Genomic DNA, 23,602 nt, shown 5'->3' on the forward strand with positions numbered 1-23,602 from the left:
TATTGTTCCACTTTGTTTTTCTGGAAGACGCAGTGGCTTTACAGGTAATTGGATCAAAAGGGAAAAGACTTTCCTTCCCTACCCTCCACGCACCTCAATACACGGCAAAGAACGTGCCCGTAGCACCTGACAAACATCTGCCGGGCCAGTATTTTGGGCCGTAATAAACTGCGCCCGATAATAAGACCGCCCCGCCACGGAAGCCTGTGTAACAGTAGGGCGCACAGATAAAGCATGCGCTGTTAACAGACGGCTTACTGAGTCTAGCCTGCGCTGGGCCTCGGCATAGGATGCAAAAGCCCCAACCTGTACCGCGCCGGATGATCTTCCATGCAAAGGTGATGAAGGCAGTGTGAGAACATGCGCAGGGGTGGAAGAAGCATAATGCCTTTGTGCTGAAGGTAAATTGTAAGCCGCAGTTTGCACTGGTGTACTACGAGGCGCTACCGCAAGCGGGGTAGCTATTACCGCCTGATCTGAAATGCTAACCGGTTGGGCCTGTGCAACTTCTACAGGAGCTGCCTCTTCAACCGGTTGCGGATCAGGATGCGGCGTATCTCTATCCATCAAACAAGGGGTTGAGGGATCATACGCTGCATTAGGATCACGCAAGCAGCCATCGGCTGTGCGCGAAAGATCCGCTCGTGCATACTCTGCCACAGGAGCAGCTGCCACAGATGAACCTACGCTAGCTACCATGACAGAAGCAGAGGACGGAGCAAAACTGCCTGTTGGGGCCGTTATTGTGCCTAAATGTGGCGTAATGGATGCAACATAATTCACCGTTTCATCCGGCAAAGGCCGCCCGGATGTTAAGTAATCATCCACGCGCTGCGGGCCTGCATTGTAGGCTGCCAAAAATCCTGGCGCACCATAATGATCATACATCTGGCGGATATAACCTGCGCCTGCCATGATATTATCATGCGGGTTATACGGATCTCCCCCCAGATTGAACTGGCTTTGCATATCCGCATAAGTAGCAGGCATAAGCTGCATTAGCCCCATTGCGCCAGCAGATGACGTTGTAAGCTGACCATCCAGATACTGATGCCCGCCCGATTCCTGCTGCATCACAGCGCGTATCCAGCTTTCCGGTATGGAAAAACGCTGCGATGCTTCTTTTATGTATGGCCCCCAAGGATCTTCTGCCGAACCTACAGGCCTATAGGCAGCTGGGTTGGCTTCTGATCTTTCATATGCGGCCTGATAATACGCCTGAGAGGAAGCATATCCCCCGGGTCTGACGGCAGGTGTCGCGCACCCCGCCAACCCCAGCATGAGCGCAGCATATACTATTTGCCGTTGCTGAACCCGAAAAGACACCCGCTGTCCCCTTCCGTATGAACTTCTGCCATAAGGCTTGTCCCATAAACTTGCGACAAAAAGCACGGATTACGGGACACCCCCACATCTATTACCAATATGTCATTTTCATGGAAGATGGCTGTTAAGCGGCCTTATCTAAAAGTTATCTAAAAGTTCCCTCATCACAACATATTGTTATAACGACATTTTTTCTTGCATCGCACCGCAACCGCCCGCTTAAGATTGCTTTATCCCCCACATAAGAAGGGGAATAACGCCTATTCAGGAACTGCCATGTTCATACAGCCACTTGTTCCGGCGGGGCACAGCCTTGTGCTGTCATTTCTGCTCGCGGCCTCACCTATTATCGTGACACTCTTTGTTATGGGTATTCTACGCCGTCCGGCATGGCAGGCCACTCTGGGCGGCTTAATTGTCGGGTTGCTTGTTGCCACCACCATCTGGGGGCTACCAGCCAAACTGGCAGTCGCCAGCATCAGCAACGGCGTTGTATTTTCTCTTCTGCCAGTTATGTGGATCGCACTTTCTGCACTCTTTCTGTTCAATGTGGCCGTGCAAAATGGGCGGTTTGATGCCTTCCGAGACTGGATTATCCAACACGTTCCCAATGATAGGCGCATCATGCTGGTGGTGCTGGGCTTCTGCTTTAGTGCTGCATTGGAAGGCGTGGCTGGATTTGGCACACCTGTAGCCATTACCAGCGCTTTACTGATCATGCTGGGTTTTCCGGCACTGGATGCCCTTACTTATGTGCTGATCTTTAACTCCGCACCGGTAGCCTTTGGTGGCTTGGGTATTCCTGTTACCGTTCTGGGCTCTATTACAGGCTTACCAGCAGATGTGCTGGGGGGCACCATTGGGCGGCAGCTTACCCCCTTTGCACTGCTTATTCCCTTTTACGTTATGGCGCTTTACGGCGGGTGGCGTTCCGTCCGGCAGACATGGCCTGTGCTGCTGGTAGCCGGTGGCAGCTTTGCCCTGACCCTACTGGTTATCTCTGGTGCCGGGCTTTACAGCCTCAGCAACGTGCTTTCTTCCAGCGTGGCGCTTGTTGCTACCATTGGCTTCCTACGTTTTTGGAAACCAGCATCAGACCCACAATACGCTATTGATCTCAGCGACTTGAACAGTCAGCAAGCTGGCGCGGCTTCTGCTGTTCCCCGCTGGCAAGGATGGATTCCTTGGATCACGGTTATTGCTGTGGTGATTGCGTGGGATGCCCTGCATATTGCTAAAATTGGCACGCTGCCCATTCATTGGCCTGGGCTGGATAATGCGGTGTTTATCTCTCTTTACAAAACGCCTTATGCCGCTGTGTGGAAGTTTGAACCATTGGGCACAGGCACGGCCATTTTGGTTGCTACCATTCTAACAGCCCTGTTCACCCGCACAACGTTGCAACAATTTGGCGCGGCTGCCCGCACCACACTCAAGCAGGGTTGGCTGGCTGTCGTAACTGTTGCACTCACAATTGGGCTGGCGTTTTTGATGAACTATTCCGGCATGACCTATACTTTAGGGTATGCGGTTTCCTCCGCTGGTATGGTCTTTCCGCTGGTTTCTGTTTTCCTAGGCTGGATTGCCGTGTTCCTGACAGGAAGTGATACCTCTGGCAATGCGCTTTTCGGCAACTTGCAGGTGGCCGCAGCGCATCAGCTTTCGCTGGACCCGGTGCTGTTTGCTTCTGCAAACTCATCCGGCGGTGTCATGGGCAAAATGATCTCCCCTCAGAACATCACTACCGGCGTATCTGTAACGTCCTTGAAAGGTCAGGAAGGCACTGTGCTGGCGCGCACCTTTAAGCACAGCCTGTTTTTAACCTTCTGTATCGGACTGGTGGTTGTTTTCCAGCAGTTTGTGCTGCGGTAGCAGCCTTATTTTACTCGGTAACCCAAAACAAAAACGGCTCCATGCAAGTGGGGCCGTTTTTTTTATGCAGATTTCAGCGTATGCGTTCAGGCACCGGGCAAAGGCTGCAAAATATGAAGCTGAATTGGCTTTTCCAACAGGGGGCTAATTTCTGCTGCAAGTGTTTTAAAATGCGGTGTTTCCATATGATCCTGCAATGCCTTACGGCTTGCCCAGCGTTCTACAAAAACAAATGTCTGCGGATCATCCAGATCACGGTTCGGCACGTACTGGCTGTTGGTGCTTTCTGCACGAGATGGCTTGATGCACGCCACCATAGCCCGCGCCACTTTTTCCTCGGTGCCCGGCTTTACTTTTAAAAAAGCAACAACTGTAATTTCTTCGCTCATGCTACGGGCCTCTTTCCTGATAAATTGCAATTACGCGTAAATAGTAGGCAATATATTGCGCTCTGACTACGGGATGAAACACCACCTCTGAACACATCAGGCATTTGACAGCTTGGAGTGTGCGAAGCCGCCCATTATACTCCCGCACCATGATAGTAATTACAGGGGGAGCCGGTTTTATCGGCTCATGCCTACAGGCAGCATTGGCCGCCAGAGGGCTGGAAACCATAATTGTTGATTGGCTTGGGCAGGAAGGCAAATGGCGCAATGTGTCCCAACATGCACCAACACGCCTGATTGCCCCAGAAAACCTAAAAGATTTTCTGGCGACCACCCCCAAAATAGACACCATCTTCCATATGGGCGCTATTAGTGAGACCACCGCAACAGATGGTGATCTGGTGTGGCGCACCAATGTCGAACTCTCGCAAACACTCTGGGACTGGTGCACACGCAACCGCGCAAGATTTATTTATGCGTCTTCCGCCGCCACATATGGCGCGGCGGATAAACCCGAACTTTTTAATGATGATCCGGGGCATCTTTCACAACTGCGGCCACTCAATTTGTACGGCTGGTCCAAACACGTGTTTGATCAACACGTTACCACCACGCTGGATCAGCACACACCGCGCCCGCCACAATGGGCCGGGCTAAAGTTCTTTAACGTTTACGGGCCGAACGAATACCACAAAGGCAAAATGATCTCTGTGGTGAAAGTGAAGTATGATGAGGTTAAATCTGGCCAACCCGCCCGTTTGTTCCGATCTGATAGGCCAGACATTGCAGATGGCATGCAGGCCCGTGACTTCATATGGGTGGGTGATGTCGTAAACGTTATGCTCTGGCTGTATGATAACCCGGAGGTATCAGACCTGTTTAACTGCGGCACCGGCACAGCACGCACGTATCTGGATCTGGCTCATGCCGTGTGCGATGCTATTGGCTGCGAGCGCCAGATAGAATTTATTGATATGCCCCAAAGCTTGCGTGGGCAGTATCAATCCTACACACAAGCAGATCTTTCCCGCCTGCGGGCCGCTGGTTACACTGGCCAGTTCACATCGCTGGAAGAGGGCGTTAAACGCTACGTGCAAGATTATCTTGCCACGGATAATCCCTATCTCTGACCCAGCCATACCGGATCACCCATCATGCTTCCTGTTCTGATGTTTCCTCAGTTTAACCCGGTGCTGGTGCATGTCGGGCCATTTGCCATACGGTGGTATGCGCTCTCCTATATCATCGGCATTGTGCTGGGTATTACGCTACTGCGGCGCTTGGTTAATCTTCCTCCGCGTGCTGGCACTCCAGAACTGGCGGATGACTTTCTGGCTTGGGTAACCCTTGGTATTCTAATGGGTGGGCGGCTGGGATACGTGCTGTTTTACCAACCCGGCTATTACATCACGCACCCTCTGGCCATGCTGGAAGTATGGCATGGGGGTATGTCCTTCCATGGCGGCGCGCTTGGCGTCATTATCGCCATGATGCTGTTTACATGGCGCCATAAGTTGAACTTTCTGGCCTTTGCAGACCGCGTTACCATTGCCGTGCCTATTGGCTTAGGGCTGGGCCGCATAGCCAACTTTATCAATGGGGAATTATGGGGACGAGAAGCTCCAGCCTCTCTGCCGTGGGCCATGATCTTTCCCGATGGCGGGCCAATCCCGCGGCATCCCTCACAACTTTATGAGGCACTGACAGAAGGGCTGCTGCTTTTTCTGGTTATGTTTGCAGCATCTCGCAAGCTCTCTATCCGTGAACGCCCCGGTTTTCTTGCGGGTCTGTTTTTGGCTGGTTATGCCTGCGCACGCAGTTTTTGCGAGTTTTTCCGGGAACCGGATTCATTCCTTGGGTTTCTGCCCGGCGGCATTACCATGGGGCAACTGCTGTGCTGCCCCATGCTGGCAGCAGGCATTGCGCTTATGGTGTATGCCAACCGCCACCCGGTTTACGAAGGCATTCCCCCAGAAACAGAAGCCAAGCCATAATTACGCGCATGCCTTCCTCTTTGCCTCCACAAGCTGAAAGGCTGGATGTATTTATGGCGCGTGCCAATGCCCGCTATTATGCTACCACGCCTTTGCTTTCAGACTTTATTACCGCGCCCGAAATCTCTCAGGTTTTTGGCGAACTTCTAGGGGCTTGGGCCGCTACGGTCTGGCAGAGTATGGGTTGCCCTGCACACGTTATCCTTGCAGAAGCCGGGCCGGGGCGTGGCACACTTATGGCAGACGCGCTACGGCTAATTACACGCTGTGCACCAGATTTTGCGCGTGCGCTTGATGTGCATCTGATAGAAATCTCTCCCCTTATGCGGCAGGCGCAAAAGCAAGCCCTTGCACCTTACATGGTGCCCACATGGCATAACCGGATAGAAGACCTTCCCTCTGGCCCGCTTATCCTGCTGGGAAATGAATTTCTGGATGCCCTGCCCATTCGCCAGTTTATGCAAACGCCTTCTGGCTGGCACGAACGCTACGTAATGGATCAGACATTTCATCTTGTTCCATGTGCCGCACCAACATTGCCAGACGACAGAAAACTGGAAGCAAACACCATTGTAGAACTTTGCGAACCCGCGCTGGAGGTTGCACGCCATCTAGGGCAACGTTTCGCAGCTCAACCGGGTGTGGCGCTGTTTATTGATTACGGCCACCATTCCACCCTAACGGGAGATTCTCTTCAGGCATTACGCCATGCACGCCCAACACATCCGTTGGCAGCTGCCGGAGAAGCTGATCTGACAGCGCATGTTGATTTCACAGCCTTTGGCGCTACGGCCCAACAGGCTGGGGCCTGTGTTTATGGTGCAGAAACGCAAGGTGCATTTTTGCGTGCATTAGGCCTTATGGAGCGCACCGAACAACTGGCCACGCGCGCAACAGCAGAAGATGCCGCCATCCTGCGCAGCGCCGCACATCGGCTGGCCGCCCCAGAGAAAATGGGGCATTTGTTCCGTGTTATGGCTCTTGCCTCTCCCAGCTTGCCCTCACCTCCCGGCTTCATGAAAGGAGCGGACGTATGACTACAACGCTCTCACCTCTCACCAGCCCTTTACTTGGGCATACACGCCACGGATTTTTCACGCGGGAAGGCGGTGTTTCCACCGGCCCTTACGCCAGCCTCAACTGCTCTACAAAATCTGGCGACACCCCACAGAATCTGGCTGAAAATCGCAGACGGGTTGCAACGCATCTGGGTGTGCAGGCAAGCCATTTGCTAGGTGTCACACAAGTGCATGGCCGCGCTGTGATAACCGCCACAGCCCCTTGGCCACCCGGCACAGGCGCACCGGCTGATGCGCTTGTAACCAATCAGCCAGATATTGCCATTGGCGTTATTACCGCAGATTGCGCACCCGTTTTGTTTGCCAATGCAGAAGGCACCATTGTTGGCGCCGCCCATGCAGGCTGGCGCGGTGCTTTGGCTGGGATTTTGGAATCCACAGTGGAAGCCATGAAGGCCCTTGGCGCTAACATGGAAAGTATTAGCGCTGTTGTTGGGCCCTGCATTGCTCAGGAAAGCTACGAAACAGCCGAAGATATGCATACGGCCATCACTACGGCAGATAAACAGGCGGCTCGCTTTTTTGCTCCGGGCACACGCGCTGGCCATTATCAGTTTGATCTGGCGGGTTGGTGCGTTTTTCGGCTGCAACAAGCTGGAGTGCGTAATGCTGCCGCATTAGGCGTTGATACACTCTCTGACGAAAAACGCTTTTTTAGCCATCGCCGCCGCACTCTGGCTGGTGGTGGACAGATTGGACACCAGATTTCAGCGATTGCTACGGGACTTCAGAACGGATGAACCGCCTTTTACGCCATGCTGCCTTGCCGCTTTCCTCTCTACTGCTCTTGGCAGGGTGTTTGGATGTGCCGCATCCGTTTTCCAATCCCGGCAAAGCTGGGTCAAAACTTGCAGCCAATGCACCGCCCTCCCGGTTAGATATTCCCACGCCTACAGATTCTTTGCTGTCTGATGCCTCTGCCCAGATATGGGCCAAAGATGTTGCATCGGAACTTCTACAGCAAACCATTCCAGCCATTGCCCAACCCACAAGGCCTGGAGACTGGTGGCTGAAAATGCGAGCAGAACTGCGAGGCGATCAGGTTGTACCAATTTACACAATCATGACGCCTAAAAACCAAATTCGCGCTACACAGGAAGGGCAAGCTGTACCCGCAGCCCAGTGGTCTGCCGGAGATGCACCTTTCTTTACACTGGTTGCGCAGGATGCCGCACCACGCATTTCATCTGTGCTAACGGGTATTCAGGCGGATGATATGGAAAAAGACCCACACAGTCTCAAGCATCGTGCTGCACGGGTTTATTTTACAGGTGTAACCGGCGCACCGGGTGACGGCAATGTGTCTTTGGCCCGTGCCTTCACAGCCTCTTTCCGAGACAGTGAAGATACAATCCAGAACTCAAAAGAAAATGCTGATTTCACGGTTCATTCCACCGTTAAACTGACGCCCGGCCCGGTAGGCACGCTAGGGCATCCGCAACAGCATATCGAAATTGTCTGGAGCGTTGTGGACAAGGAAGGCAAGGAAGCCGGTGCGGCAACACAGCTCCATGATATTGATGCACACTCCCTAGATAATTATTGGGGGGATGTTGCCGTTGCTGCTGCGCAAGAAGCTGCCGCAGCCGTTAAACAAATTATCGGTCGCTATTCTGGGCGAGATAATGCACCATTAGGTGCGCCCGGCGCACCCCAGCCAGCACAGGCACAGGCACAGGCACAGGCACAGGCAGCGCAAGCGGCTATTACCACAAACGGCAATACAAGTGGCCCGACACAGCAAAACCAACCTGTGGCCCCGGCTCTACCATAAGAAAAATGGATATATTTTTGTGCCTATATCACTTAATAGGCACAAAAATCAGGAACGCGAACCGGGGGAAATCACCACGCAGCCACTTAGCTTGCGGCAAGCATCCAATGCTTCTTCGTGCGAAAGATTGGTCAGCCTAGCTCGATACAATTTGCCCGTTTTGGCCTGAACACTCGCTATTTGCGCACGTGCGCCAGAAAGGGCTGCCCGGTTGCGCGCTTGCCCGGTTGCACTTTGCGCCATGGATTGCGTGCCAAACGCACCCACCTGAATAGCCCATGTTTTGGACTCATCGCCACGTGTACGATGTGTCAGTAATGGCGCAGGTTCTGCGTGTGCAGTAGAAAACATCTGTATGCGCCGTTGAGACGTGCTCCCCAACACAAGGCGGGAAGGTGCTGTAGGTTGTTCTGGCGGGTTAGGAATAGGATCAGACGCATCTGCCACCTGCACTGGCGCAGTTGAGGCCGCTGTTTCGGAAGATCCTAACCGCTGCGCCCAAGCTGCACGCACATCTGCCGGGCTTTCTGTCAGCCCGCTAATGCGGCCTTTACGGGCAACAGGCTGCCATTCTGGTGTATAGGATGTGGTTGCGGCATCTCCATCATTCCCCACCACTTCAGCCAGTTGCACCGGTTGTGCACCACTATTGCCGCTCCGCTGCGCCCAAGCAGATTTAACGGAGTTCACTTCCCCTACAGATTGAATAGGCTGGTAGGACTGGGCCATGCTATCATGGCTGGCAACCAACAAATCTGCCTGAGAGCGATTGGTCGGAGAAATCCCGACAATCCTGCGCCCGATAGAGGCTACATAATTCCGGGTTTCACGCGGGAGCGTACGGTTGCGCGTCAGAAAATCTTCAAGCCTTCCGGGGCCTGCATTGTAAGCCGCCAAAAAACCTGGAGAACCATACACATCATATAACTGGCGAATATAACCCGTGCCCGCCATAATATTATCATGCGGGTCAAACGCATCATCACCCAAGCTATAGGCTTGGCGCATTTCATCATATGTGGGAGGCATGAGCTGCATCAGCCCCATAGCCCCCGGCCCGGATGTGACAAGCTGCCCATTATGAAAAAGCCTGCCGCCCGATTCTTGCTGAATAACCGCGCGTATCCATGCATCCGGCACATCAAACCGCTTTGATGCTTCCTGAATATACGGCCCCCAAGGATCTTGCGCTGTGCCAGGTGGTGCGTAATAGGAACGCGCATGCGCCCGATACCGTGCGGCTTCTTCCGCCACAGGCATGGTAATATCATCCCCACTGGGCTGATTTGCACAGGCAGAAAGTAACGCCAAAAGCCCCAGAATAACTGAACCTTTAGTAGCGCGGGCCAATCTTTTGCCTCGCCATGCCACAGAACACCGCTTATGCTGGCTGACCTGTTTGGATGTCATGCTGTCTGGTCATCCCATTCATGGAAGGCAAGGCACCGGCTTGTCGGGAAGCTTTCCTGACGATCTGGCATAAAACTCATGCTGGTATTTATACCTCGGAGGTTTCTCATGCAAGAAATCGCTGCTGTTGTTCTTTGCCCATTATACTGCCTGTTGCAGAGACCGAATTGATCGGATAGGCCATAAAGCATGACGGCCACATCTGGTTCTTCCGCGCAGTTTTCTGGATCTGGGTTACCCACACACCCTAGCCAACCTTCGCGCTCCCGCCTTGTTTCTGCCTGCAATGATATTGCGGGCGGGCTACGCCTGTGGCGACTGGCCCTTTCGTTGGGCTGGCTAGATATCCGGCTGCAATTCAACGGATCACGCATTGGCCCCTTCTGGCTTACACTTACTACCGGTGTCATGGTTGGCTCCATGGGGCTGATCTATTCTCAGCTCTTCCATCTGGTTCTGCACGATTACCTCCCATACCTGGCAATTTCGCTTATTCTATGGCAGGCGGGGCTTTCCTCTCTTATTCAAGAAAGCTGTTCTACCTTTACGCGGGCGGCAGAAACCCTGCGTTCGGTTAACATGCCGTATTCCGTGCAGGCGTTCCGCACCATGGTTCGGTGTGGAATTATGTTTGGTTACAACATCATTGTGCCTATTGTGGTATTTTTGGTGTTGGGCGTATGGCCGGGCCTTACCATGCTTTTAGCCATACCGGCCATTGCAGTGTGGTTAGCCAACAACGTAGCACTCTGCCTGTTATTGGGCAGTGCTTGCGCCCGTTTTAGAGATATTCCGCCTATTGTGGGCAGTATTCTCCAGATTATGTTTTACATTACCCCTGTTATTTGGGAGCCCAAACAGCTCGGAAACACAACATTCTGGCTGTATTTCAATCCATTTTATGCACTGCTAGAAATTGTCCGCCGCCCGTTTCTGGGGCAGGCTCCGGAACTCACATTATGGATGATTGCCGGAGGTTTCAGCCTCACTTTATGGATTCTGGCGTTATTCACCTTCTCCCGCTCCCGTAGCAGACTGGCGTTCTGGATATGACAGATTCTTCTACGCTTGCGAGAGCAAAAACCACCACTGAAGCAGCCTCCATCAGCATTAAAGATCTTTCGCTTAGCTTTCCTATTTTCCATGGAGGGGCGCGTTCACTTAAAAAAATGCTCCTTAAGCGTGGTAAGTCTCTGCTGGCCAGTGCGCGCGGGCTTCAAACTGGGGGTGCTGTTACCCTTGGGCAAGGTGAAACAGGCACAGTTTACGTAGAAGCACTCCGAGATGTTTCTCTCAGTATCAAGGCTGGGGAACGCGTGGGGCTTATTGGGCATAACGGTGCAGGTAAATCCACTCTGCTGCGTGTTATGGCGGGCATCTACATGCCGGAAGCGCCAAACGTGCATATTCATGGCAAAGTGGCCCCGTTGCTGGATCTGCTTTCTGGCATGAACCCACAGTTAACGGGGCGAGAAAACATCAGCCTGTTTGGCCACCAGAAAGGCTTTCATTCCGCACAGATCAGCCAACTTGAAAAAGACGTAGAAGCTTTTGCTCAGCTAGATGACTTTTTGGATTTACCCGTAAGGCTTTATTCCACTGGCATGACCATTCGGCTGGGTTTTGGCCTTGCAACTTCCATTACCCCACAAATCCTGCTGATGGATGAATGGTTTATGGCTGGAGATTTCCACTTTCAGGAACGCGCAGAAAAGCGCTTGGCCTCTGTAGTGGATTCTACGGATATTCTGGTCATTACTTCACATGCGCTGGGTGTGCTGGAAAAATGGTGCACCCGGCTTATCTGGATGGAACATGGGCAGATACGGATGGATGGCTCGGTAAAATCTGTCATGGACGCATACCGTGCAGAGTCTGAACAAAGCACCCAGAAAGACCATTCCTGAATCATGAATGCACTTGTTTTTCTGCTGCGTTCTTTCGGTATCTATCTTCTTGCCGGTTTTGCCGAAATTGCAGGCTGCTTTGCCGTCTGGCTCTGGATAAAGGAAGGTCGCTCAGGTTGGCTGACTGTCCCCGGACTGATCAGCCTCTGCATATTTGCCTTTCTGCTCACGCGTATAGATGAAGAAAGCGCAAGCCGGGCCTATGCTGCTTATGGTGGTGTTTATATTACGGCATCACTTATATGGATGCGCTGTGTAGAAGGCCGGACACCGGATAAATGGGAAATGACCGGCGCGTTAATCTGCTTACTGGGTGCTGGCGTTATTCTGTTAGCCCCACGGCACGGATAAAAGCTTAAAGCAGTTTTGTCAGCTTCAGCACAAACCATGTGCCAAGCATGATACCAAAGCACAGAATACCGGCAATAACCGTATCCCACGCACCGCCGGACAAAAACATACCGCCAGTGTTCATGCCGAAAAACCCGGTTACAAACGTGGCTGGCAGCATCAATGTTGTGCCAACAGAAACGATATACAGCCGACGGTTGGTTTCTTCCGCCTGATTAGATGTGAGTTCATCCTGCAAAGAGCGCGCCCTGTCCTGCAAGGCCAAAAGGTCATCCAGCGCTGCATGAACCTGCCGTTGGGAGCGATCTCGCAAATCATCCTCAGCCCATTCAGGCAGTTCCAGTTCCTCATCACGAAAAATACGATCTACCGGTGCCAGAACACGTCGCAATTCTGTAGAGCGGCGCCGGGCAACACCCAGCAGGCCACTCATGCGGCCCAGATCTGTATCTCGATCCAGCATCAGCAGCACATCTTCTGCACGATCCAACTGATCATCCAACCGTGCGAAATCACGCCGCAATGTATCTGCAAATTCCAGCAACGCCCGATCTACCACCTTGGCAGGAGAACGGGGAACAAGCCCACGCTGTAACTCGTGATACACTACGCCTAATGCAGGAATAGGGTGCCTACGCGTGGTGAGCAGCAGGTCTGGTTCCAGAGCAAACCGCCACGTGCTAACATTTCTTTCATCATCAGTGGATGTGTCATCAAACGCTGGCAGGGCACCAAAAACAATATCGCCCTCACTTTCCAGCCGCGTGCTGCGCTCCAAATTGGTCAGAACCTGACGCACCTCTTCTGGTAACGAAGGTATACTTTCAATCTGCGCGCGAGAAAGAGTATGGACAATATCAAAATGGAACCAAGCCCACCCATCCTCTTTCATGAGTTCTGGGGGGAAGCTACCAGTTGTTAGGCGTTGCGTTACAACATCCCGCCCCAGTTCCACCGGCTCCTTACCCGGACGGCAGAAAATGGCCCACACCAAGCCATCACGCAGCAGGGTACCGCCTTCAGAAAGAAGATCAGGCAGGGCTCCGGCTGATGGTAGGTTGGGCATCACTGGTCTCCCTGCTTTCTTACGGGCATATCCCTAAGCGGGCTGCGTAATAAAACCTGTTTTTGGCGCCAGCGCCAGTCAGGTTGCATAGCATGGGCCAAACATTGGCAAAAGGCAGGCAAACCACCTTTTGCCAACACTTAAACTTATGATCGCACCCGCAAACTGCCGGAACGACGGCCAGCACCATCCCCTGCAGGGCGAGCAGAGCGCGCACCATCTTGCTGCTTGCGTGCAGCTTTAAGAACAGGTGCCGCTGTCAGCTCGGCTTCTAGCTGAGCAATACGCTTACGTATGCTTTCCTTAAGCGCCGGAGAGGTATGAGCCTTCATTGCCCCCAGCGTTTCCTTCAGATCGCGCAGCTGCTTCTGTTTTTCTGGCAGAGAACGACGAATAGGCTGGTTGTCAGACATCTGGCCACGATAAGCACGCATGAGCTGAACCTCATTACAACAAAAGAAGGCGCGGCCAGCATTATGGCCGCGCTGCCTGCACAGTGCAGAAGTGACCTATTGAAACCTGCGCCAAACGCACATAGCCGGTCACCCACCGCAAAAAAACGGCAGGCAAGCCCCCTATACGCGCAAAGAAAGCAGACTTTTAAGGTCTGATTATAGCGAATTGCTGCACAGAATATCCCGCAGCGTTGAAAGCAAGCTTTCACACTGCTGATCTGTGCCGACCGTAATGCGCAACCACGCAGCGGTGCGCTCACCCCTTAAGTGCCTAACAATAATGGCACGCTCTCTGAGTTGGGTGGCCAGTTCTGCTGCGTTCCGGCTCGGATGTCGAGTGTAAACAAAATTGGCTTTGGACGGCAAGACATCAAAGCCGAGTTTTTGCAGCCCATTTGCCAACGCCGTTCTGCTGGCAATCACCTTCTGCACGCTGGAAGCAAACCATGCCTCATCTTCCACCGCAGCCGTTGCACCCACCTGCGCCAGACGATCCAGAGGGTAGGAATTAAAACTATCCTTAATCCGCACCAGCCCTTCAATAAGTTCAGGCTGCCCAAACGCAAAACCAACCCGCAAGCCAGCAAGTGCGCGGGATTTAGAAAAAGTCTGTACCACCAAGAGGTTGGGGTATTCCTTGATTAAGGAAACAGCACTTTCAGCGCCAAAATCCACATAGGCTTCATCAATCAGCACAACACGGTCTGGCTGAAGCTCCAGAAGTTTACGCACCTCCGCCAGACTAAGGGCAATTCCCGTTGGTGCGTTGGGGTTGGCAACCACCACACCACTGCATGGGCCTGCATAATCTGCAATATTTACCTGCATATCATCCGTAAGTGGAACCGTACGGAAAGGTAGGGAATAAAGGCCGCAATACACATGATAAAAGCTGTAGGTTACATCTGGAAACAACAACGGTGCGCCATGCGCAAAGAATGCCTGAAAAGCATGTGCCAGAACCTCGTCCGAACCATTGCCAACAAACACATATTCCGGCCCCAACCCAACACGAGCACCTAAAGCTGTGCGCAAAGCCAAAGCTTCAGGATCTGGATACAGGCGCAACGTATCATTATCCGCTGCCTGAATGGCCTCCAACACGCGCGGAGACGGGCCATAAGGCGATTCGTTGGTATTCAACTTGATCAGATCGGTCATTTTGGGCTGCTCACCGGGAACATACGGTGTCAGCTTATGAACAAGCGGGCTCCAGAAACGACTCATGCTACCTATATCCAAAAAAACAAAAGCAGCCTGATATTCAGGCCGCCTTATCCCTTCTTATCTGAAGGTGTAAAACCAAAATAATCTGCCAATCCCTTTATTCAGGAAAGGCTGGCAGCCACTGCTTTCAGTGCTTCTTCAAGAACGGGTTTGCCTTGCCGGTGGGCCAGATCAATAGCGTTTAAGCCTTCGCCATCACGCAATGTCGGGTTGGCCCCAGCTTTCAGCAACAGCAGAGCCATATCATCCCGCCCAAACATCACGGCAAAGATCAGTGGCGTGCGCCCAACAGCATTGGGAATATCCACCGCAGCCCCAGCTTTCAGCAACATGTTAGCAATAGGCATATCGCCTTTAAACGCCACACCTGCCAGCGCCGTGGCTCCTTTTTCATCCCGCAAATCAGGCTTTGCACCATGCGCTAAAAGTACGCTTACGGCATCCTTATGCCCATTGTAAGAAGCCAGAATAAGCGGTGTATATCCTTTTTCAGCCCGCAGATTCGGATCCATACCGGCCTGCAAAAAGCGGGCCAGCATATCTGCATCCCCTTCCCGCGCAGCGTTTAGAAAAAGTGCTTCAATCTGCTCACGCGTAAAGCCCTGTGCGCTACCACCGGTTGCCGGGGTGGCTGTTCCCTGCTCGGACGGAGTCCGGGAAGAAACTTCTGTCATGACTGACCTCCGGAAAAGAATGGTTTTGCAACAACGGTTATCTTACGCTGCCGCGTTATTTAGAAAAAGAACCATATCAGCCCCTTTGTCCATACCACAAACGCACAAGTGGCACGCCTGCTCCCTACCTTGGCAAAAAGAGCATTTCAGGCCCAAAATCACAGAGTTATGACAGCAGACCTGTTCAACATAAAAAGCTGCCTGCACGTCATCATCTCTTGCCGAAAAACGCCTAACCGTGGAATTGTGCGGAACTCTTATAAGGCACACCGCTTAGGGTGCTCATAACTTTCCGGCCATAATTCGTAATTACGGCCCAGTCTGGAGGATAGGTCTGCATGCGCGTTTCTCTTCCCACCCCTGTTCGCGCACCTGCACAAACGCAGGGCAGTGGCGCATCCAGCCTTGATACGCTGTGCATCAACACCATTCGCGCACTTGTCATGGACACTGTGCAGAAGGCCAATTCTGGCCATCCGGGAGCGGCCATGTCCATGGCACCGCTGACCTATACTCTATGGCAAAACCTTTTAAACTATGATCCAACCAACCCGCTGTGGCCTAATCGGGATCGGTTTGTACTGTCCATCGGGCATGCCTCTGCCCTGCTGTACTCCATGATCCATCTATCTGGCATCCGGCAGGTTACAAACGGCAAGATCACCAATGCTCCTGCTCTTACAACGGCTGATTTAGAGCAGTTCCGCCAGCTTGGCTCCAAAACACCGGGCCACCCGGAACACGGACATACAACCGGCGTGGAAACCACAACCGGGCCGCTAGGCGCTGGCTGTGGAAACTCTGTTGGCATGGCCATAGCAGAAAAGTGGCTGGCCGCACGCTTCAATAAACCGGGTTTTGACCTGTTTAACCACCATATTTACACCCTGTGTGGTGATGGTGACATGATGGAAGGCGTAAGCAGTGAAGCGGCTTCCCTCGCTGGTCATCTCCAGCTTGGCAACCTGATCTGGATTTACGATTCCAACCGTATTTCTATTGAAGGCGGTACCAACATTGCGTTTACAGAAAATGTGGCAGAACGCTTTGCGGCCTATGGCTGGCAGGTTCTGGAACTGAAGGATGCAAACGATACCGCAGCTTTCACCCAACTAATTGCCAAAGCCAAGGCTGAAACCAGCCGCCCAAGCATTATTATCGCACATTCGGTTATCGCATGGGGTGCGCCCAATAAAGCTGGTATGGCCTCCGCTCATGGGGAACCTTTGGGCGCAGAGGAAGTGCGTGAAACCAAAAAGTTTTTCGACTGGCCAGAAGATAGCAGCTTCTTTGTGCCAGAAGTAGCGCTACAACATATGCAGGATGGCTTGGGTGCCCGTGGGGCCGCTGCCAGCGCCGCATGGAACAAACTGTTTGCCAATTACCATTCCTCACACCCAGCCCTGGCCGCAGAGCTAGATGCCATTTTCAATGGCACGCTACCAGAAGGCTGGGATGCAGATATTCCAGTGTACGAAGCCAGCACCAAAGGTGAGGCCTCCCGCTCCAGCTCTGGCGCGGTGTTAAACGCTGTAGCAGGCCGGTTGCCTTGGCTGCTGGGTGGTTCTGCCGATCTGGCGCCTTCCACCAAAACGCTACTAAAAGGCGAAAAAAGCTTTCAGCCCGCACAATGGGGCGGAAGCTATGCTGGGCGCAATTTCCACTTTGGGGTGCGAGAACATGCCATGGGGGCCATTGCAAATGGTATGGCCCTGTATGGCCTGCGCCCTTATGCGGCTGGCTTTCTGATTTTCTCGGATTACATGAAGGCCCCTATCCGCCTTTCCTCTATTATGGGCGTGCCTGTTACCTATATCTTCACCCATGACTCCATTGGTGTGGGTGAAGATGGCCCAACACATCAGCCTATCGAACAGCTTGTGCAATTGCGCGCTACGCCGGGCCTGATAACGCTGCGCCCAGCTGATGCTAACGAAGTGGCAGAAGCATGGCGTTTTCTGATCCAGCACCGCACCGGCCCCAGCGCCCTTGCCCTGAGCCGCCAGAACCTACCCACGCTTGATCGCACCCGCTATGCACCGGCTTCTGGCCTCAGCAAAGGTGCGTACGTTCTTGCAAGCAGTGAGCAGACACCAAAGGTTATCCTAATTGCATCGGGCAGCGAAGTTTCTTTGGCTGTCGGCGCGTATGAAGCCCTGAGCGCAGAAGGTATTCCGGCCCGCGTTGTTTCCATGCCCAGTTGGGAACTTTTTGAAGCCCAGCCACAATCTTACCGTGAGAGCGTGCTACCCGCCGCTGTAACAGGACGTGTGGTTATAGAAGCAGGCTCACCCATCGGGTGGGATCGCTATGCTGGGCCAACGGGTGAAATCATTGCCATGCGCGGCTTTGGTGCCTCAGCTCCAGCGGGCAAACTGCTTGAAAAATTTGGTTTTACGCCAGAAGCCGTATTGGCAGCAGCCAAACGGCAGGCAGGCTGAACAAACCAGATATTTCACCGCGCGTTATATTACATCGGCCTGCCCGGTTTTTAATCGGGCAGGATGGAGAAAGGATAACCACCAATGACATCCTCCGCCACGCCAAGCGCCAATCCATTACGGGCACTCGCAAAAGCCCATCAGTCCCCCTGGCTGGACTTCATCCGTCGCTCCTTTGTGGAGGATGGTTCACTGGCGCGCCTTGTGCAGGATGATGACATTCGTGGTGTCACCTCCAATCCTGCCATCTTCCAAAAAGCGATGGGAGAAGGCACGGAATATGATGCCCAGATGCGTGACATTCTGGCGCATGAAATTGTTTCCCCCGGAGTGCTCTACGAAAAACTGGCCGTTACAGACATTAAGGCAGCCGCCCGTGTTCTGGCCCCGGTGTATGAGCAGGCTCGTGGCAAGGATGGCTTTGTAAGCCTAGAGGTTTCTCCGTATCTGGCACGAGATCTGGCAGGCACAACGCATGAAGCCGCCCGCTTGTGGGCGGATGTGGCTGAGCCCAACCTGATGGTCAAAATTCCCGCAACGCCTGAAAGCATTCCGGCTATCCGGGCCAGCATTGCCGCGGGCATTAACGTTAACGTCACGCTTATTTTCTCTCTGAATGCTTACAAAGATGTTGTTGATGCGTGGTTAAGTGGTCTGGAAGACCGGAAAGCCAAGGGCGGAGATCTCTCCCACGTTGCCTCCGTTGCCTCCTTCTTTGTCAGCCGGATTGACAGCAAGATTGATGCAGAAATTGATCGGCGCGTTGCTGCTGGGGATAAAGATGCCGCAGCCCTGAAAGCTCTACGCGGCAAAGTTGCCATTGCGAATGCCAAGATGGCCTATGTTTACTGGCAGGAAATTATGCAAACGCCGCGCTGGAAAGCGCTGGAAGATGCAGGTGCGCAAACTCAGCGCCTTCTGTGGGCCTCTACCGGCACCAAAGATAAAGCCTATAGCGATGTGCTGTATGTTGATAGCCTGATCGGCCCGCAAACCGTTAACACTCTGCCGCCTGCGACTATGGATGCCTTCCGTGACCACGGCACTGTGGCTGAAACACTTGGCACAGATATCGCCGATGCCCGACAGGTGATGGAAGATACCCAGCGCCTTAGTCTGGATCTGGAAGGAATTACCAAAACCCTTGTAGATGAAGGCGTGCTATCCTTTGCAGATGCCTTTGATGGGCTACTGGGCTCTGTTGCTGCCAAACAGGCCACCCTTTTGGGCGATAAACTCACCACCCTGAAAACAAGCCTGCCAGCCGATTTTCAGGAAGCAGTTAACAAAGGCCTCACCGCCTGGCGCAAATCTGGCTCTATCCGCCACATCTGGGCCAAAGATGCCGCGGTATGGACCAATGGGCCAGAAGCCAAATGGCTAAACTGGCTGAATACGGTAGACGACCGCCTGCACCATATTGCGGATCTGGAAGCTTTTCAGGCTGAAGTGAAGGCCCGCGGTTTCCATCAGGTTCTGCTGATGGGCATGGGGGGGTCCAGCCTTGGGCCAGAAGTGCTGGCCATGACCTTTGGCAAGCACGAAGGCTTTGGCCACCTTTACGTGCTGGACAGCACGGACCCGCAGCAGGTTGCCGCTTTTGAAAAGAAGATAGATCCGCACCACACGCTGTTTATTGTGGCCTCCAAATCCGGCAGCACGCTGGAGCCCAATATCATGCTGGCCTATTTTCAGGATCTGGCCAAACGGGCACTGAAAGAAAAAGCGGGGTCACATTTTGTAGCCATTACAGACCCGGGCTCTAAGCTGGAAGCCTTTGCCAAGGCCGAGGGATTCTGGAAGATTTTTGCCGGTGACCCACAGATTGGTGGTCGTTACTCTGTTCTTTCTAATTTTGGCATGGTGCCTGCTGCGGCAGCCGGTGTACCTCTACGCTTGTTCCTTGAAGATGCACTGCGGGGTGTACGCATGTGCGATGGCAGCGTGCCACCCGTGTCCAACCCCGGCGTTTTGCTTGGCACCATTATGGGCGTTGCCGCCACACAGTTTGGCCGCGATAAGCTGACGATTATCGCCACGCCACAAATCATGGATTTTGGCGCGTGGATGGAACAGCTTATTGCTGAATCCACCGGCAAACATGGCAAGGGCATCATCCCCATTGACGATGAAACACTGGGTGGGCCCAAGCGCTACGGCACAGACAGGCTGTTTGTTTATCTGCGCCTCGCCACCGAACATCGGCATGAGCAGGACGAAGCCATTTCAACCCTGATTGATGCCGGGCAGCCTGTCATCACCATCAACTTCCATAACAGACGCCAGATCGCGCAGGAGTTCTTCCGTTGGGAGATTGCAACCGCTGTTGCAGGTGCTTTCCTGAACATTGATCCGTTTGATCAGCCAGATGTTGAATCCACCAAGATTGAAACACGCAAGCTGATGGAAGCGTACGAAAAAACCGGCAAACTGCCCGCAGAAGAACCTTTTGCACAGCACGGCCCGCTGGTATTTTTTGCAGATCAAGCAAATGCGAACGCCCTTAAGGGAGATACAGCAACAGCTATCCTGAAAGCACACTTTGACCGCGTAAAAGCCGGAGATTACGTGGGGCTTCTGGCTTACATCGAACGCAACCGTGAAACACTGGAATGGATCCAGCATGTGCGCTTGCATGTGCGAGATGCCAAAACCATTGCCACGGCAGCAGAATTTGGCCCACGCTTTCTACACTCCACCGGTCAGGCTTACAAAGGTGGACCCAACACGGGTGTTTTCCTTCAAATTACTGCGGATGATGCGCGAGACCTCCCCGTGCCGGGCACAGGTTATTCCTTTGGTGTTGTCAAAGCCGCTCAGGCACGTGGAGATTTTGACGTGCTAGCCGAACGCAAACGCCGTGCCCTGCGCGTGCATATTAAAGGAAATCTAAAAGAAGGCCTTGCAGCGCTTGCTTCCGCCCTGCATGACGCCCTGTAAAATATCAGACAGGAGAACATTATGCAGATTGGCATTGTTGGACTGGGCAGAATGGGCGGCAACATTGCCGTCCGCCTGACACGGCACGGGCACGACGTTGTTGTTTATGACCGCGATACCGCAATGGTGGAAAAAACCGTTGCCCGCGCAGAAGCCGGTCGTGCTGTTGCCGCCAGCAACCTTGCCGATGTGGTGGAAAAACTGAACGGACCCAAAAGAATTGTGTGGTCCATGCTTCCGGCTGGCACCATTACGGAAGAAACCGTAATGGCTTTGGCTGGCCTGATGCAAAAAGGCGATATCGTTATTGATGGTGGCAACACCTATTACAAAGATGATATCCGCCGCGCCAAAATGCTGGCTGAGAAGGGCATTGATTACATTGATGTCGGCACATCTGGCGGTGTGTGGGGCTTAGACCGTGGCTACTGCATGATGTATGGCGGCCCGCGTGAAGCCGCCGATCATATTGATCCTATTCTGGCCTCTCTGGCACCGGGCATTGGAGATATCCCACGCACGCCAGGTCGTGATCACGCAGACCTCGACCCCCGTGCGGAACAAGGCTACCTTTACTGCGGCCCTGCCGGATCAGGCCATTTTGTTAAAATGGTTCATAACGGTATTGAATACGGCATGATGCAAGCCTTTGCCGAAGGCTTTGACGTGATGTACCGCAAGGACTCACCACTTCTGGCAGCAGATGAACGTTTCTCTCTCAACATGGCAGATATTGCCGAAGTCTGGCGCCGTGGCAGCGTGGTATCTTCTTGGTTGCTAGACCTTACGGCTCAGGCTCTGGCCAAAAATGGTGAACTTTCTGAATTCAGCGGTGAAGTGAGTGATTCGGGTGAAGGCCGCTGGACAATCGAAGCCGCTATTGAAGAATCTGTGCCCGTGCCGGTTATGACAGCCGCACTGTTCACGCGCTTCCGTTCACGCAGTGGCAATACATTTGCAGAAAAAGTGCTATCTGCCATGCGTTTTGGCTTTGGTGGCCACGTAGAAAACAAGAACTAACATAACATTTCAAACGCAGTGCAGGAGTCGGGAAGTATGACAGATAACGGACAGAACGGACTCAACCCGGGCCGTCCGCCTGCTTCCCGCATCCGCCTTGTTGTGTCTGACATGGATGGCACGCTGCTTACGCCGGAAAAACAGGTTACCCGGCATAGTATTGCCGCTATCCAGGCTCTTCAGCAGGCCGGTGTGCCTGTTTGTCTTGTTAGCAGCCGCCCTCCGGGTGGGATGGAAATGTATTTTGATGTGCTGGGCCTGCACACGCCTTATGGCGCGCTGAATGGTGGCACCATTTTTAATGCAGACCGCACAATCCGCTCTCGCCTCTCACTAGACCCCGAAGCTGTTCAGGAAACCTTGGATATGCTGAAGGTGCATGACATTGATGCCTGGCTGTTCCGTGGGCATGAGTGGTTGGTAACTAATGCAACCGGCGCATATGTAGAACCCGAAGCAAAAGCCGTGCGCATGACCCCTACAGCGGTGCCATCGTTTGATGATTACCAGCAGGATGTTGGCAAAGTGACTGGATCTTCTGCCGATTATGAAGCCTTGATGCGTCAGGAGCTGGAAATCGGGCAGTTGCTAGAAGGCCGCGCCAGTGTAGCCCGCTCCTGCCAATGCTTTTTAGATATCACCCCCAAAGATGCCAACAAGGGCTACGCCCTGCGCCAATTGGCCAATTTGTACAACGTACCCATAGAAGAAGTGGCCTGCATTGGGGATATGAACAACGACGTGCCCATGCTCTCCATCGGTGGGCTTTCTATTGCGATGGGGCAGTCAAAACCCGAAGTGGCGGAAACAGCCCATTTTGTAACGGCCCCGAATTCAGAAGATGGCTGGGCCAAGGCTATAGAACAGTTTGTATTGCCCCGCGTGGCTCCTCTTTCAGACACGGCAGGAAAGACAGTATCGTGACAGAACAGAATACCGCCACCGGTGCCCTGCACATTTCTGCAACACGAGACAGCCTGATGCATGATCTGGCTGACTGGCTTGTTAAGCAGACGCTCCAGCGCCCGGAAGCTCCCTTCCGCATTGCGCTAAGTGGAGGCAGCACGCCGCAACATCTCTACCGCTTGATGACAGAAGAACCCTATGTCAGCCGCTTTCCGTGGCAGCGCATGCAGTTTTTTCTGGGAGATGACAGGTTTGTGCCGCACGATCATGCAGATAGCAATTATGGCATGATGCGCCGCCTGCTGTTTTCCCGCGTGCCTGTGCCCGCAGAAAACATCTTTCCCATGCCGGATAAAGGTACTGCGGAGCAAGCTGCCAAGGACTATGAAGCCACCCTGAAACAGATCTATCACGGAGATGCCCTTCAGGCAGGCAAACCCCTTTTTGACGTAAACCTACTGGGCTTAGGCACGGATGGGCACACGGCCTCGCTTTTCCCTGGTCAGCCGGTGTTACAGGAACGCACCGCGTGGGTTGCCCCTTGCGTGCCGCCTGTTGCCCCCCACACGCGACTGACACTGACATACCCGGCTATTCATGCCAGCCGACACGTTATTTTTCTGGTAGAAGGGGCAGACAAGAAAGAAGCTGTTACCCGCGTAAGAGCGCAGGATCCTGCCTGCCCCGCCAGCGCCATTACCAGTGCAGGAAATCTGATCTGGTTTTTAGATCAGCCCGCCGCTCCCGCACCGCAGAACTAACAGGATACAA

At 53.3% G+C, this 23,602-nt stretch carries 21 protein-coding genes; 14 read left to right on the top strand and 7 right to left on the bottom strand.

Annotation, left to right across the window (positions count from 1 at the left end; translation table 11 throughout):
* Positions 1–78 precede the first annotated feature (78 nt).
* Positions 79–1,326: a lytic transglycosylase domain-containing protein gene (locus DS739_RS11230; RefSeq protein WP_035353693.1), complete on the bottom strand. Its 1,248-nt coding sequence runs from the start codon at positions 1,324–1,326 to the stop codon at positions 79–81.
* 276 nt (positions 1,327–1,602) lie between these two features.
* Here DS739_RS11230 and DS739_RS11235 point away from each other — a divergent pair, with 276 nt between their 5' ends.
* Entirely contained in the window at positions 1,603–3,198 is a 1,596-nt protein-coding gene (locus DS739_RS11235; RefSeq protein WP_035353690.1) for an L-lactate permease, read from the top strand.
* Positions 3,199–3,284: 86 nt separating this feature from the next.
* Here the strand turns inward: DS739_RS11235 and DS739_RS11240 are convergent, their stop codons facing one another.
* Positions 3,285–3,587: a putative quinol monooxygenase gene (locus DS739_RS11240; RefSeq protein WP_035353687.1), complete on the bottom strand. Its 303-nt coding sequence runs from the start codon at positions 3,585–3,587 to the stop codon at positions 3,285–3,287.
* Between the two features lie 149 nt (positions 3,588–3,736).
* Between DS739_RS11240 and rfaD the strand changes: the two genes are divergently transcribed.
* The 5 genes from rfaD to DS739_RS11265 are packed head-to-tail and all read left to right on the top strand — an operon-like array spanning position 3,737 to position 8,434.
* A complete protein-coding gene (gene rfaD, locus DS739_RS11245) occupies positions 3,737–4,717 on the top strand; it encodes an ADP-glyceromanno-heptose 6-epimerase (RefSeq protein ID WP_035353684.1) in 981 nt (326 codons plus the stop codon).
* A gap of 24 nt (positions 4,718–4,741) precedes the next feature.
* The gene (gene lgt, locus DS739_RS11250) at positions 4,742–5,581 is read left to right on the top strand and encodes a prolipoprotein diacylglyceryl transferase (RefSeq protein ID WP_006115845.1); all 840 of its coding nucleotides are present in this window, start codon (positions 4,742–4,744) and stop codon (positions 5,579–5,581) included.
* A gap of 8 nt (positions 5,582–5,589) precedes the next feature.
* Positions 5,590–6,618, top strand: coding sequence for a class I SAM-dependent methyltransferase (locus tag DS739_RS11255; protein ID WP_035353681.1), 1,029 nt, complete (start codon positions 5,590–5,592; stop codon positions 6,616–6,618).
* Complete coding sequence (gene pgeF / locus DS739_RS11260; RefSeq protein ID WP_006115844.1) at positions 6,615–7,400, top strand: peptidoglycan editing factor PgeF; 786 nt, start codon at positions 6,615–6,617, stop codon at positions 7,398–7,400. The genes DS739_RS11255 and pgeF overlap by 4 nt, the downstream gene beginning before the upstream one ends.
* The gene (locus DS739_RS11265; protein ID WP_039891670.1) at positions 7,397–8,434 is read left to right on the top strand and encodes a hypothetical protein; all 1,038 of its coding nucleotides are present in this window, start codon (positions 7,397–7,399) and stop codon (positions 8,432–8,434) included. Before pgeF ends, DS739_RS11265 begins: the two co-directional genes overlap by 4 nt.
* Positions 8,435–8,482: 48 nt before the next feature.
* On the opposite strand, the gene DS739_RS11270 is transcribed toward DS739_RS11265, so the two are convergent.
* Positions 8,483–9,844 (bottom strand): transglycosylase SLT domain-containing protein, encoded by a 1,362-nt coding sequence (locus DS739_RS11270; RefSeq protein ID WP_006115843.1) that lies wholly within the window; start codon positions 9,842–9,844, stop codon positions 8,483–8,485.
* Between the two features lie 189 nt (positions 9,845–10,033).
* Here DS739_RS11270 and DS739_RS11275 point away from each other — a divergent pair, with 189 nt between their 5' ends.
* From DS739_RS11275 to DS739_RS11285, 3 genes are read left to right on the top strand one after another with little or no spacing between them, the layout of a single operon-like run.
* A complete protein-coding gene (locus DS739_RS11275; protein WP_006115842.1) occupies positions 10,034–10,897 on the top strand; it encodes an ABC transporter permease in 864 nt (287 codons plus the stop codon).
* Positions 10,894–11,751 (top strand): ABC transporter ATP-binding protein, encoded by an 858-nt coding sequence (locus DS739_RS11280; protein WP_006115841.1) that lies wholly within the window; start codon positions 10,894–10,896, stop codon positions 11,749–11,751. The genes DS739_RS11275 and DS739_RS11280 overlap by 4 nt, the downstream gene beginning before the upstream one ends.
* On the top strand, positions 11,752–12,102 hold the full coding sequence (locus DS739_RS11285; RefSeq protein WP_081461423.1) for a YnfA family protein: 351 nt from the start codon (positions 11,752–11,754) through the stop codon (positions 12,100–12,102).
* Between the two features lie 4 nt (positions 12,103–12,106).
* Here the strand turns inward: DS739_RS11285 and DS739_RS11290 are convergent, their stop codons facing one another.
* The 4 genes from DS739_RS11290 to DS739_RS11305 all read right to left on the bottom strand — a co-directional run bounded on the left by DS739_RS11290 (position 12,107) and on the right by DS739_RS11305 (position 15,524).
* On the bottom strand, positions 12,107–13,168 hold the full coding sequence (locus tag DS739_RS11290; RefSeq protein ID WP_035353675.1) for a transporter: 1,062 nt from the start codon (positions 13,166–13,168) through the stop codon (positions 12,107–12,109).
* A 146-nt stretch (positions 13,169–13,314) separates the two neighbouring features.
* A complete protein-coding gene (locus DS739_RS11295) occupies positions 13,315–13,602 on the bottom strand; it encodes a hypothetical protein (RefSeq protein WP_006115837.1) in 288 nt (95 codons plus the stop codon).
* Positions 13,603–13,779: 177 nt separating this feature from the next.
* Positions 13,780–14,850, bottom strand: a complete 1,071-nt coding sequence (hisC, locus tag DS739_RS11300) for a histidinol-phosphate transaminase (RefSeq protein ID WP_035353672.1) — start codon at positions 14,848–14,850, stop codon at positions 13,780–13,782.
* Positions 14,851–14,951: 101 nt separating this feature from the next.
* On the bottom strand, positions 14,952–15,524 hold the full coding sequence (locus tag DS739_RS11305; protein ID WP_006115835.1) for an ankyrin repeat domain-containing protein: 573 nt from the start codon (positions 15,522–15,524) through the stop codon (positions 14,952–14,954).
* A gap of 338 nt (positions 15,525–15,862) precedes the next feature.
* Here DS739_RS11305 and tkt point away from each other — a divergent pair, with 338 nt between their 5' ends.
* The 5 genes from tkt (at position 15,863) to pgl (ending at position 23,592) form a co-directional block, all read left to right on the top strand.
* On the top strand, positions 15,863–17,965 hold the full coding sequence (gene tkt / locus DS739_RS11310) for a transketolase (protein WP_006115834.1): 2,103 nt from the start codon (positions 15,863–15,865) through the stop codon (positions 17,963–17,965).
* Positions 17,966–18,049: 84 nt separating this feature from the next.
* Positions 18,050–20,905, top strand: a complete 2,856-nt coding sequence (locus tag DS739_RS11315) for a bifunctional transaldolase/phosoglucose isomerase (protein WP_006115833.1) — start codon at positions 18,050–18,052, stop codon at positions 20,903–20,905.
* A 21-nt stretch (positions 20,906–20,926) separates the two neighbouring features.
* Positions 20,927–21,925: a phosphogluconate dehydrogenase (NAD(+)-dependent, decarboxylating) gene (gene gnd / locus DS739_RS11320; protein ID WP_006115832.1), complete on the top strand. Its 999-nt coding sequence runs from the start codon at positions 20,927–20,929 to the stop codon at positions 21,923–21,925.
* A gap of 36 nt (positions 21,926–21,961) precedes the next feature.
* On the top strand, positions 21,962–22,849 hold the full coding sequence (locus DS739_RS11325; RefSeq protein ID WP_035353666.1) for an HAD family hydrolase: 888 nt from the start codon (positions 21,962–21,964) through the stop codon (positions 22,847–22,849).
* A complete protein-coding gene (gene pgl, locus DS739_RS11330; RefSeq protein WP_006115830.1) occupies positions 22,846–23,592 on the top strand; it encodes a 6-phosphogluconolactonase in 747 nt (248 codons plus the stop codon). The genes DS739_RS11325 and pgl overlap by 4 nt, the downstream gene beginning before the upstream one ends.
* Positions 23,593–23,602: the final 10 nt, after the last annotated feature.

It is taken from the genome of Acetobacter sp. JWB, from assembly GCF_003323795.1.
In the GTDB taxonomy this organism is placed as follows: Bacteria; Pseudomonadota; Alphaproteobacteria; order Acetobacterales; family Acetobacteraceae; genus Acetobacter; species Acetobacter oryzifermentans.